General features: G+C 71.8%; 9 protein-coding genes. 1 reads left to right on the top strand and 8 read right to left on the bottom strand.

Annotated features, from left to right (window positions below; genetic code table 11):
* Window positions 1-471 precede the first annotated feature (471 nt).
* From D450_RS0124630 to dnaK, 7 genes are all read right to left on the bottom strand, one after another.
* Window positions 472-1,110, bottom strand: coding sequence for a TetR/AcrR family transcriptional regulator (locus D450_RS0124630; RefSeq protein WP_017541291.1), 639 nt, complete (start codon window positions 1,108-1,110; stop codon window positions 472-474).
* Between the two features lie 32 nt (window positions 1,111-1,142).
* Window positions 1,143-1,769 carry a maleylpyruvate isomerase family mycothiol-dependent enzyme gene (locus D450_RS0124635; protein ID WP_017541292.1) on the bottom strand — a complete coding sequence of 209 codons (627 nt, stop codon included), beginning with the start codon at window positions 1,767-1,769 and terminating at the stop codon, window positions 1,143-1,145.
* Window positions 1,770-2,338: 569 nt separating this feature from the next.
* A complete protein-coding gene (gene clpB / locus D450_RS0124640) occupies window positions 2,339-4,945 on the bottom strand; it encodes an ATP-dependent chaperone ClpB (RefSeq protein WP_017541293.1) in 2,607 nt (868 codons plus the stop codon).
* 169 nt (window positions 4,946-5,114) lie between these two features.
* On the bottom strand, window positions 5,115-5,588 hold the full coding sequence (locus D450_RS0124645) for a heat shock protein transcriptional repressor HspR (protein ID WP_039820920.1): 474 nt from the start codon (window positions 5,586-5,588) through the stop codon (window positions 5,115-5,117).
* Between the two features lie 5 nt (window positions 5,589-5,593).
* Complete coding sequence (gene dnaJ, locus D450_RS0124650) at window positions 5,594-6,754, bottom strand: molecular chaperone DnaJ (protein WP_017541295.1); 1,161 nt, start codon at window positions 6,752-6,754, stop codon at window positions 5,594-5,596.
* 81 nt (window positions 6,755-6,835) lie between these two features.
* The gene (gene grpE, locus D450_RS0124655; RefSeq protein ID WP_017541296.1) at window positions 6,836-7,516 is read right to left on the bottom strand and encodes a nucleotide exchange factor GrpE; all 681 of its coding nucleotides are present in this window, start codon (window positions 7,514-7,516) and stop codon (window positions 6,836-6,838) included.
* Window positions 7,517-7,553: 37 nt separating this feature from the next.
* Entirely contained in the window at window positions 7,554-9,413 is a 1,860-nt protein-coding gene (gene dnaK, locus D450_RS0124660) for a molecular chaperone DnaK (protein ID WP_017541297.1), read from the bottom strand.
* A gap of 319 nt (window positions 9,414-9,732) precedes the next feature.
* On the opposite strand from dnaK, the gene D450_RS0124665 reads away from it, so the two are divergent.
* The gene (locus tag D450_RS0124665) at window positions 9,733-11,931 is read left to right on the top strand and encodes a heterodisulfide reductase-related iron-sulfur binding cluster (RefSeq protein WP_017541298.1); all 2,199 of its coding nucleotides are present in this window, start codon (window positions 9,733-9,735) and stop codon (window positions 11,929-11,931) included.
* Here the strand turns inward: D450_RS0124665 and D450_RS0124670 are convergent.
* Window positions 11,928-12,167 (bottom strand): hypothetical protein, encoded by a 240-nt coding sequence (locus D450_RS0124670; RefSeq protein WP_017541299.1) that lies wholly within the window; start codon window positions 12,165-12,167, stop codon window positions 11,928-11,930. The two genes, D450_RS0124665 and D450_RS0124670, sit on opposite strands and share 4 nt — an antisense overlap.
* Window positions 12,168-12,315: the final 148 nt, after the last annotated feature.

The following is a 12,315-nucleotide window of genomic DNA, read 5'->3' on the forward strand; positions in this document are numbered from 1 at the left end:
ACCCCCGCTCATCCGCCGCCGCTCCTCCCCCTGGGGCGGCAGGGGCCAGGCGCCCGGCAGGCAAGGCCGGGGAACCACACCGCCTCGCCGTCGCCGTCGCCTCCTACGCTCGACCGGCCGGGCCCCTGCGGTCGGCCAGTGGCAGCGAGCGGGGCACCTGCTCATCCGTCGCCGCCCGGCCGCCCCGGCCGTCTGCACGCCCGCCCTCGACAGCGCTGCCCGAAGGCCCGCCGGCCTTGCTCGTCGCCGTTCCCAACCTGGACCACCCGGGGGCCGGCCGCCCGCCAGGCAAGCCTGGGGAACCACATCGCCTCGTCGTTGCCGCCCTCTGCTCGAACCGCGGAGACCAGGCGGACGGCAGGCAGGCAGAAGCGGGGCACCCGCTCATCCGTCGCCGCCCTGTCCGATGGCCGCCCTCGCGTCCGATGCCTGGGAGGGCCACTGGAACGGCCGCCCCGCCGTCGCCTGCCTTCAGGCGGTGCGGCGGTCCTCCGATGCCTCGCCTCCGAGGGCCGAGTCGACGACCTCGCCCGACCAGGCCTCCAGGTCGGGCCATTCGGCTTCCGGGCCGAGGTAGGCCTCCATGAAGCCGCGCTGGAAGCACGCGCCCACGATGAGGGCCGCGATCGCCTGCGGTGTCCCCGTGGTCGTGAGGCGGCCCAGGTCCCGTTCCCTGCGCAGGTACTCCTCCGCGAGGCGGTTCACCGCCATGGGGCCCGCGTCGAGTCTGCGCAGGGCCGCCCGTTGGCGGTCCAGCAGCTTCGGGGCGGCGAACAAGGAGGCGAACATGGGCGCCCCCTCCCGGTAGAACGGGACCGCTCCGACCGCGAACGCCCGCAGGTTGTCCCGGACCGTGCCCGTCCCGGCCAGGTCCGGCAGGCCCTGCGCCGTCTCCAGGAACGACGGGAAGAGTTCGTGCAGCGCGGCCACGAACAGCTCGTCCTTGTCGGAGAAGTACTTGTACAGAGCGGCCTCGGAGCAGCGCGCCGCCGCCGCGATCCGCTTGGTCGTCGCGTGCGCCAGGCCGGCCTCCGCCATCACGTCGGCGGCGGCCGCGAGGATCCGCTGCCGTGTCCCCGCGCCGTGTGCACGGCCCTGTGTCCCGGCCATTCCGCAGCCTCCTCCCGTCGAGCGGTCACAGGCTACTGTGCCTCCGGCCGTTCGACGTCCGGCGCGTCGCGCCCGGTCAGCGTGAGGAGCAGGCCTTCTGCCGTGCCGCGCATCTCCTCCGGCCCCTCGCCGTGCGACCAGTCGATGTCGGTGGCCACGACCCGGCGCCCCTGCGCCCGCCGCGCGTCCTGCGCGAAGGGCCCGGCGGTCGTGACCGCCTCCAGGGCGGCCGCCAGGTGCTCCTCGGGGAACTCCGCGCCCAGGCCCAGCGGCCGCCGGATGTCCTGGTGGTGGACCACGTGGTCGACCAGGAGCAGGGCCGGGGCCACCCGGAAGGCGAGCATCGCGCGGTCGGTGTCGAGCGCCTCCAGCAGCGCCCGCTCGCCCCGGCGTCCCCAGGCCGCCGCAGACGTGCGGTTGTAGGCGTCGTGGTCGAAGCGGTGTGCGGCCATGGACACCAGGAAGCGCGCCATGCCGGTCCGCGCGTTCGCGGCGACGTGGGCGGCCACGTCGCGGACCGTCCATCCCGCGCACAGGGACGGGGCCGACCACTGGCCGGGCTCCAGCCCTTCCAGCGTGGTGCGGATGCGCCGCCGCTCGGCCCGGGCGATGCGCAGCCGGTCGGCGGAGGTGAATCGGGCGGGGGCGGTCGCGGCCATGGGGACTCCCTGGAGGGTCGGTACCTGTGGTGGGTAAGTGCTTACTCACCACAGTCTGCGGCCGTCCCTGAAGACGGTCAAGAGGGGGCGTGCACGTCGCCCGGCAGGGGCCGCCGAAGCGGTGCCACCGACCGCGGGCGCGACCGCCTTTCGCCGGCCGGCCGCTTGCGGCCGCTTCCGCCGGCGTCCGGTGCCGCCCGTGGGCGTTGTGTCCCTCCCGACCTGGGTGCAAGAGGAAGGCGGCATTCCAGAGGACACGGCCCCTCGCCTGAGGGGCGTGCTCTGGTCGCCTCCGCTGTCGGCCGGTGGCGCTCGTCTGTGGGCGTTGCGTCCGTGCCGGTCTCGGCGGAACGTCCGTGCCGGTCCGGGCGGAAGGAAGAGGCGGTATTCCCGAGGGCACGGCCCTCACCCGGTCGGTCTCGCTCGGAGTGTCGGAGTGGTCGGGTCGGAGTGGTCGGGGAGGGCGCCTCGCGCCGTGGCCCGTCCGGTGGGCGAAGGGGAAAGGGGCCGGACACGGCGGTGCCCCGGCGGACGGGTCCGCCGGGGCACCGGTGTTCGGGGCGGCCGGGTCAGGCCGCCGCGGTCTCGGCCGTCTTGGTGACGGTCAGCTTGTCCCGTGCGTCGTCCAGGTCGACCGTGACCGTGTCGCCCTCGCGGAGTTCGCCGGAGAGCAGCTCCCGCGCCAGCGGGTCGCCGATCGCGGCCTGCACCAGCCGGCGCAGCGGCCGCGCCCCGTAGGCCGGGTCGTAGCCGGTCAGCGCCAGCCACTCGCGGGCCGCCGGGGTGACCTCCAGCTCCAGCCTCCGGTCGGCCAGCCGCCGGGCGAGCCGCTCCACCTGCAGGTCCACGATCCGGGTCAGCTCCTCCGTGGACAGCGCGTCGAACATGATCACGTCGTCCAGCCGGTTCAGGAACTCGGGCTTGAAGGTGTTCTGCACGACCTGCATCACCTTCTCCTTCTTCGCCCCGTTCTCCAGCTGCGGGTCGACCAGGAACTGCGAGCCCAGGTTGGAGGTGAGGATCAGCAGCGTGTTGCGGAAGTCCACCAGCCGCCCCTGGCCGTCGGTCAGCCGCCCGTCGTCCAGGACCTGGAGCAGCGTGTCGAAGACCTCCAGGTGCGCCTTCTCCACCTCGTCCAGCAGCACCACCGTGTAGGGCCGCCGCCGCACCGCCTCGGTGAGCTGGCCGCCCTCCTCGTAGCCGACGTAACCGGGGGGCGCCCCCACCAGCCGGGAGACCGAGTGCTTCTCGGAGTACTCGCTCATGTCGATGCGCACGATCGCGCGCTCGTCGTCGAAGAGGAACTCCGCCAGCGCCTTGGCCAGCTCGGTCTTGCCCACGCCCGTCGGGCCGAGGAACAGGAAGGAGCCGGTGGGCCGGTCCGGGTCGGAGATGCCCGCACGCGCCCGGCGCACCGCGTCGGAGACCGCCGCCACGGCGTTCTTCTGGCCGATGAGCCGCTGCCCCAGCTCCTCCTCCATGCGCAGCAGCTTGGAGGTCTCGCCCTCCATCAGCCGCCCCACGGGGATGCCGGTCCACGAGGACACCACGTCGGCCACGTCGTCGGCGCCGACCTCCTCCTTGACCATGGTGTCGCCCTCGGGCTCGGCCTCCTCCTCGGCGGAGGTGGCCTCCTCCAGCTGCTTCTCCACCTGCGGGATCTCGCCGTACATCAGCCGCGAGGCCTCGGCGAAGGAGCCCTCGCGCTGTGCCCGCTCGGCCTGGGTGCGCAGGTCGTCCAGGTAGGTCTTCAGGTCGCCGACCCGGTTCAGCCCCGCCTTCTCCTGCTCCCAGCGGGCGTTGAGCCCGTTGAGCTCCTCCTGGCGGTCGGCCAGGTCGGCGCGGAGCCGCTCCAGCCGCTGCACCGAGGCCGGGTCCGACTCCTTGGCCAGCGCCATCTCCTCCATCTTGAGCCGGTCCACGGTGCGCTGCAGCTCGTCGATCTCCACCGGGCGGGAGTCGATCTCCATGCGCAGCCGCGAGGCCGCCTCGTCGATCAGGTCGATGGCCTTGTCCGGCAGGAACCGGGCGGTGATGTAGCGGTCCGACAGCGTCGCCGCCGCCACCAGGGCCGAGTCGGCGATCTGCACCTTGTGGTGGGCCTCGTAGCGGCCCTTGAGCCCGCGCAGGATCGCGATGGTGTCGGCCGCCGACGGCTCGCCCACCAGCACCTGCTGGAAGCGGCGCTCCAGCGCCGGGTCCTTCTCGATCCGCTCGCGGTACTCGTCCAGCGTGGTGGCGCCGACCATGCGCAGCTCACCGCGGGCGAGCATGGGCTTGAGCATGTTGCCGGCGTCCATCGCGCCCTCGGCGGCGCCCGCGCCCACCATGGTGTGCAGCTCGTCGATGAAGGTGATGATCTGGCCGTCGCTCTCCTTGATCTCGGTGAGCACGGCCTTGAGGCGCTCCTCGAACTCGCCGCGGTACTTGGCGCCGGCCACCATCGCCGACAGGTCCAGCGAGATCAGCCGCTTGTCGCGCAGCGACTCGGGCACGTCCCCGGCGACGATGCGCTGGGCCAGCCCCTCGACCACGGCGGTCTTGCCGACGCCGGGCTCGCCGATGAGCACCGGGTTGTTCTTGGTGCGCCGGGACAGCACCTGCACCACCCGGCGGATCTCGGTGTCCCGGCCGATGACCGGGTCCAGCGCGCCGGAGCGGGCCTGGGCCGTCAGGTCCACGCCGTACTTCTCCAGCGACTGGTAGGTCTCCTCGGGGTTCTCGGTGGTGACCCGGCCCGGGCCGCGCACCCGGTCGAAGGCCTCCAGCAGCGCGTCGGGCGTGGCCCCGGCGTCGGCGAGCAGCCGGGCGGCCTCCCCGCCGTCGGCGGCCAGCCCCACCAGCAGGTGCTCGGTGGAGACGAACTCGTCCTCCATCTTCTGCGCCCGCTGCGCGGCGGTGTTGAGCGAGACGATGAGCCGGCGCGAGCTCTGCGGCGCGCTGACCGTGCTTCCGCTGGCCTTGGGCACGGCCTTCAGCGCCTGGTCGGCGCGGCCGGCCAGCTGGTCGGGGTCGGCGCCGACCTCCTTGAGCAGCGGACGGATGATGCCCTCGCCCTGGTCGAGGAGGGCGGCGAGCAGGTGCACCGGCTCGACCTGCGGCGCGCCGTCGGCCGTGGCACGGCGCATGGCCGTGGAGAGCGCTTCCTGGCTCTTGGTGGTGAGTTTGTAGTTCATGGTGTCGCCGCCCCCTTCGTGCGAATCCCTATGAGGTTGTGCAAATCGGCCGTGCGCCGCCGCCCCCGCCGCCGCCCCGCCGACGGAGCGACGGAGCGACGGAGCGACGGAGCGACGGGCGTCCGCGAGCCCCGCGTGTCCGGCCGCCCGGTTCCGGCCCCGGTCCCGGTCAGTCCCGGCGCGGGTCCTGCCGGGGGTTCTCCCGCCGCTCGTCCGGCCGCTCGGGGTGGGCCGCGGCCCCGAAGAGGGTCACCCGGGTCCGGCGGACCGGCATGAGCTCGCCGCCCGGTGCGGCCGGCCCCTGCGCCGACGCCCCCCGGCGGGCCACCGCCGAGCGCGCCGCCTCCAGCTCGTTGCGCAGGTGAAAGACGGCCTCGCGGAGCTCGTCCACCTCCCGCTGCAGCTCCAGGATGCGCTTGATCCCGGCGAGGTTGATGCCCTCCTCCTGGGACAGGCGCTGCACCTCGCGCAGCAGCTGGACGTCGCGGGCCGAGTACCGGCGCCCGCGACCGGTGGCCCGGCCCGGGGAGACCAGGCCGAGCCGGTCGTACTGGCGCAGCGTCTGCGGGTGCAGACCGGACAGCTCTGCGGCGACCGAGATGACGTAGACCGGGGCGTCGTCTCCGAGCCCACCGTGGTTCATCATGCTCACGCTCCCTTGGCCTGGGCCTCCAGACCGCTCCGCGGGTCGTGCTCGGAGGTCGCGGCGCGGTACTTCTCCAGCGCCTCGCGGGCCTCGGCGCTGATGTTCTGCGGAACCTGCACCTCGACGGTGACGAGCAGGTCGCCGATGGTGCCGTCGCGGCGGCGCGAGCCCTTGCCGCGCACCCGCAGAGTGCGCCCGCTGGGCGTGCCGGGCGGGATCTTCACCGTGACCGGCACCCCGCCCAGGGTCGGTACCCGCACGTCGGCGCCGAGCACCGCCTCGGGGAAGGTCACCGGGACGGTGATGGTCAGGTTCTCGCCGGTCTTGCCGAACAGGGGGTGCTTGTGCACACGTACCACCACGTAGAGGTCTCCGGCCGGGCCCCCGTGCTCCCCCGGCGCTCCCTTGCCCGCGATCCGGATCCGCTGGCCGTCGGTGACGCCGGCGGGGATGCGCGCCTGAATCGTCCTGCTGCTCTTGCCGCGGCCGCTGCCGTGGCAGGTGGGGCACGGGTCGTCGGTGACCAGGCCCCGGCCCTTGCACTCGCTGCAGGGCTCGGAGAGGGAGAAGCCTCCCAGGTTCGTGCTCTCGTGACCGGTGCCCGAGCACTTGGGGCAGACCCGCGGCGCGGTTCCGGCCTTGGCGCCGCTGCCCTTGCAGGTGGGGCAGGCGGTGTCGGTGCTCAGGGTGAACGACCGGGTCAGGCCCTCGGCCGCCTCGCTGAAGGTCAGCGTGGTCTCGGTCTCGATGTCGGCGCCGCGCCGCGGCGCGGTGGTCGAGCGCCCGCGGCCGCCGAACAGGCCGCCGAACAGGTCGCTGAGCCGGTCGCCTCCGCCGCCACCGCCCGCACCGCCCGGACCGCCGCCGAACAGGTCGCCGAGGTCGAAGCCGCCCGGACCGGTGCCCCCGCCCGGCCGGTAGGAGCCGCCGAACATGGAGCGGGCGTCGTCGTACTCCTTGCGCCGCTTCTCGTCCGACAGGACGCTGTAGGCCTCGGAGATCTCCTTGAAGCGCTCCTCGGCCTCGTCGTCTCCCGTGTTGGCGTCGGGGTGGTTGGCGCGCGCGAGCTTGCGGTAGGCCTGCTTGATCTCGTCCTGAGTGGCCGTCTTCGAGACTCCTAGGACCTTGTAGTAGTCCTTTTCCAGGTAGTCCTTGGTGCTCATGGACGTATGCCTTCTCCCCGCTCCGCGCTGTCGGTGGTCCGCGCCCCGGGCACCGTCGGGTGCCCGGGGCGCGGGAGGGTCCTACTTCTTCTCTTCGTCGTCCTCGGCCTCCGCGGCGGGGGCCGCCTCCTGGGAGGCCTCCCCCTCGTCCTCGGCGGCCTCGGCGGGGCCGGCCACGACCACCCGGGCCGGGCGCAGCACCCGCTCCCCGATGAGGTACCCGGGTTGGAACACCTCGATCACGGTGGGCGCCTCGACCCCCGGCTGGGGGACCATCGTCAGGGCCTCGTGCACGGTCGGGTCGAACTCGTCGCCCGCTTCCCCGTACTTGGTCAGCCCCAGGCGGACCACCACCGACTCCAGCGCCTCGCCGACCGACTTGAACCCGCCGGTGAGCTCCTCGTGCTCGCGGGCCCGGCCGATGTCGTCGAGGATCGGCAGCAGGTCGCCGACCACCTGGGCCAGCGCCTGCTCCTTGACGGCGGCCCGGTCCCGCTCGACCCGCTTGCGGTAGTTGGCGTACTCGGCCTGCAACCGCTTCAGGTCCTCGGTGAGCTCCAGGACCCGCTGGTCGGCCTGGGGGCCCAGGGCCGCGTCCGCCTCGGCGTCCGCGGCCCCGGCGGCGTCCGCCCCCTCCTCGGGGGCGTCCGCCTCGGCGCCTTCGGGGGTGCGCAGCTCGCCGGTCTCGGGATCCACGCGCCGCTTGTCACGGATCACCGGCCCCTCGCCCTCGTTGCCGTTCTCGTTCTCAGGCAGCGCCATTGGCTGCGCCTCCTTGCCTCGAAGAGTCCGACGCCGCTCAGGCGTTGCCGTCGCGCTTGCCGTTCTCCTCGTCGACGATCTCGGCGTCGACGACGTCGCCGTCGTCCTGCTGAGCACCGTCGGCGGAGGCGTCGGCGGCGTCGGCGGCACCCTCGGCGCCCCCCTGCTGGCCGTAGATGGCCGAGCCGATCTTCTGGCTGGCCAGCGCGACCTTCTCGCTCGCCGAGCGGATCGCCTCGATGTCGGTGCCCTCCAGGGCCTGCTTCAGCTCGCCGAGCGCGCCCTCGGTCTCGGACTTGACGTCCGCCGGGATCTTGTCCTCGTTGTCCTTGATGACCTTCTCGGTCTGGTAGACGAGGGACTCGGCGTTGTTGCGGACCTCGGCCTCCTCGCGGCGCTTGCGGTCCTCCTCGGCGTACTCCTCGGCCTCGCGGACCATCTTGTCGATGTCCTCCTTGGACATCGCCGAGCCGCCCGAGATGGTGACCGACTGCTCCTTGCCCGTGCCCAGGTCCTTGGCGGTCACGTTGACGATGCCGTTGGCGTCGATGTCGAAGGTGACCTCGATCTGCGGCACGCCGCGCGGCGCCGGCGGAAGGCCGGACAGGTCGAAGACGCCCAGCTTCTTGTTGTACTGGGCGATCTCGCGCTCGCCCTGGTAGACCTGGATCTGTACGGACGGCTGGTTGTCGTCGGCCGTCGTGAAGATCTCCGAGCGCTTGGTCGGGATCGTGGTGTTCTTCTCGATGAGCTTGGTGAAGACGCCGCCCTTGGTCTCGATGCCCAGCGACAGCGGGGTCACGTCCAGCAGCAGGACGTCCTTGACCTCGCCCTTGAGCACACCGGCCTGCAGCGCCGCGCCCACCGCGACGACCTCGTCGGGGTTGACGCCCTTGTTGGGCTCCTTGCCCCCGGTCAGCTCCTTGACCAGCTCCACCACCGCGGGCATGCGGGTCGAGCCGCCGACCATGACCACGTGGTCGATCTTGTCCACGCCGATCCCGGCGTCCTTGATGACCTGGTGGAACGGCGCCTTGGTCCGCTCGAGCAGGTCGCCGGTCAGGCGCTGGAACTCGGCGCGGGTGAGCTTCTCGTCCAGGTGCAGCGGCCCCTCCGCCGAAGCGGTGATGTAGGGCAGGTTGATCGCCGACTCGCTGGAGCTGGACAGCTCGATCTTGGCCTTCTCGGCGGCCTCGCGCAGCCGCTGCAGCGCCATCTTGTCCTTGGACAGGTCCACGCCGTTGGCGTTCTTGAACCGCTCGACCAGCCAGTCCACCACGGCCTGGTCCCAGTCGTCGCCGCCCAGGTGGTTGTCGCCGTTGGTGGCCTTGACCTCGACCACCCCGTCGCCGACCTCCAGCAGGGACACGTCGAAGGTGCCCCCGCCCAGGTCGTAGACGAGGATCGTGGCCTCGTCCTCCTTCTCCAGGTGGTAGGCCAGCGCCGCGGAGGTGGGCTCGTTGATGATGCGCAGGACGTTCAGGCCCGCGATCGTGCCGGCCTCCTTGGTGGCCTGGCGCTGGGAGTCGCTGAAGTAGGCCGGGACGGTGATGACCGCGTCGGTGACCTCCTCGCCCAGGTAGGCCTCGGCGTCGCGCTTGAGCTTCTGCAGCACGAAGGCGCTGATCTGCTGGGGGTTGAAGTCCTTGTCGTCGACCGTGGTCTTCCAGTCGGTGCCGATGTGGCGCTTGACCGAGCGGATGGTCCGGTCGACGTTGGTGACCGCCTGGCGCTTGGCGACCTCGCCGACGAGCACCTCGCCGTTCTTGGCGAAGGCGACGACGGACGGGGTGGTCCGCGCGCCCTCGGCGTTCGCGATCACCGTGGGCTCGCCGCCCTCCAGGACCGAGACGACCGAGTTGGTCGTTCCCAGGTCGATACCGACCGCACGTGCCATGAGTACGTCCTCCGTCAAAGTTGAGTCTTACGGGCGAAAGTTTGCTTCGTCCGGCGTCGGCTGTCAAATCACTTGAGTGCCCTCGACTCAAGTTCGACCGCAATCCGTGCAACGCGGGGGGCGGTGTGCTTGTTCCCGCCTCGGCGATGTTTTGGTGGATCATTGGCGGATCCGGGGGAGGCGCTCGACCCCGGGGGCGGGACGATCGGAGCGGGTCGGTGCCGAGCGCGCCATTACTCGCTAGTAACATCTGTTGGGACCCGGTGTGTGGCGCGCCGGGGTTGTTGACCACGACAGCAGGATTGGGAGGCCGCGGGCGATGCTCTACATCGTTCTGGGGGTCGTGACGACCCTCTTCGCCGTGGTCGGGGTCGCCCTGTTCGCCTTTGGCATCCGCCAAATGGTGCGGACCGTGGGCGTCGGCCGACCGGTGGAGAAGGACCGCAAGGGGCCCTTCGGCAAGCGCCTGACGACCATGCTCATCGAGTCGCTCGGGCACACGCGCATGCTCAAGTGGCGCTGGGTCGGCGTGGCGCACTGGTTCGTCATGGTGTCGTTCCCGCTGCTGGTCTTCACCGTGGCCGAGGCGCACGGGGAGGTCTGGGACCCGCACTTCCACCTGCCGCTGATCCACGACTGGACGATCTACGGCCTGGCCATCGAGGTGATCGCCGGCGTCAGCCTGGTCGCGATCACCGGGCTGGCGGTCTACCGCCAGATCAAGAACCCCAAGCGCCTGGGCCGCGCCTCGCGCTTCGACAACTCCCGCAGCTGGCAGGCGTACTACGTCGAGTCCTACATCTTCCTGCTGCTCGTCAGCATCTTCGTGATCCGCGGCTTCAAGGTGGCCCTCGGCGACTTCCCGTTCCCGGTCTGGGCCACCCCGCTCTCGCACGCCGTGGGCGCGGTGCTGCCGCCGAGCGAGCCGGGCCTGGCCCTGGTGGCCGCGTTCAAGCTGATCATCTCGTGGGTCTTCTTCATGGTGCTGGCCCTGGTCCTGACCATGGGCGTGGGCTGGCACCGCTTCACCGCGCCGGTCAACATCTACTTCAAGCGCAACACCGACGGCTCGCCCGCGCTCGGCGCGGCCAAGCCGATGATGGACAAGACCGGGCAGAAGCCGCTCGACTTCGAGGAGGCCGACCCCGACGAGGACCCGTTCGGCGCCGGCAAGATCGAGGACTTCACCTGGAAGGGCCTGCTCGACTTCACCACCTGCACCGAGTGCGGCCGGTGCCAGTCGCAGTGCCCGGCCTGGAACACCGGCAAGCCGCTCTCGCCCAAGAAGCTGGTCATGGACCTGCGGGAGCACGCCTACGCCAAGGCCCCCTACCTCATGCAGGGCCTGACCCCCGAGGTGCTGGAGGAGAAGGCCAAGGAGGACGCCGCGCACGCCGGCACCGACGTGCTCGCCCTGCTGGAGCGGCCGCTGGTGGGCACCGAGGAGGAGGGCGGGGTCATCCACCCCGACGTCCTGTGGTCCTGCACCAACTGCGGCGCCTGCGTCGAGCAGTGCCCGGTCGACATCGAGCACATCGACCACATCCTCGACATGCGCCGCTACCAGGTGATGATCGAGTCGAGCTTCCCCTCCGAGGCCAACACCCTGCTCAAGAACCTGGAGAACAAGGGCAACCCGTGGGGCATGGCCGAGGACAAGCGCCTCGACTGGGTCTCCGAGCTCGACTTCGAGGTGCCGGTCGTCGAGGACGCCCTGCCCGAGGGCACCGAGTACCTGTTCTGGGTGGGCTGCGCCGGCGCCCTTGAGGACCGCGCCAAGAAGACCACCAAGGCCATCGCCGAGCTGCTGCACACCGCGGGCGTCAAGTTCGCCGTGCTCGGCGGCATGGAGGCCTGCACCGGCGACCCGGCCCGCCGCCTGGGCATGGAGTACGTCTTCCAGATGCTGGCCCAGCAGAACGTGGAGACGCTCAACGAGGTCGGCGCCACCAAGATCGTGGCCAGCTGCCCGCACTGCTTCAACACCCTGGGCAACGAGTACCCGCAGCTCGGCGGGGAGTACGAGGTGGTGCACCACAGCCAGCTGCTGGCCAAGCTGGTGGACGAGGGGCGCCTGACCCCGGTCACGCCGATCGAGGAGAACATCACCTACCACGACCCCTGCTTCCTGGGGCGGCACAACAAGGTCTACACCCCGCCGCGGGACATCATGGCCCAGGTGCCGGGGGTCAAGACCCAGGAGATGCACCGGCACAAGGAGCGCGGCTTCTGCTGCGGCGCCGGCGGCGCCCGCATGTGGATGGAGGAGAAGCTCGGCAAGCGCATCAACACCGAGCGGGTGGACGAGGCGCTGACCACGAACCCCGACACCGTCTCCACCGCGTGCCCCTTCTGCCAGGTGATGCTCGGGGACGCGATCAACGAGAAGAAGTCCCAGGGCGAGGCCAAGGAGTCGCTGGAGGTCGTCGACGTCTCCCAGCTGCTCCTGCGCTCGATCAAGGGCGGGGACTCCGGGCCCGACGGCGGCCAGGCCGAGCCGGAGAAGGAGAACGCCTAGCGGCCCTCAGGGGCGCTCTTGCGGGGGCGGCGCGACCGGGCGGAACGGCCCGGGGGCGCCGCCCCCGCGCTCGTCGCGGCGCGCGGCGCCCGCGGGTGCACGCCCAGGACGCGGTCGAGCTCGTCGGTGCTCAGCGGCCGCTCGGCCCCGGCGGCGGCGATGAGCACGTCGGCGTAGAGCTCGATCTCCTCCAGGGCGTCCCCGTCCTGCAGGCGCGCATCGATGTGGGGCTCCATGCGCGCACCTCCAAGGGGCCGGCAGTGTCCCACAGGCTACGCCCGGGTAGCCTCGCGCCGCATGACCCGGAAGGACCATTCGGCCCCTAGTCACCGGGGACGGTGTCCCCTCCCGGAAGGGGGCGCCGAGGGGCCCGTACGGGCCCCT

Origin of the sequence: Nocardiopsis halophila DSM 44494 (assembly GCF_000341245.1) — a bacterium.
Lineage (GTDB): Bacteria > Actinomycetota > Actinomycetes > Streptosporangiales > Streptosporangiaceae > Nocardiopsis_A > Nocardiopsis_A halophila.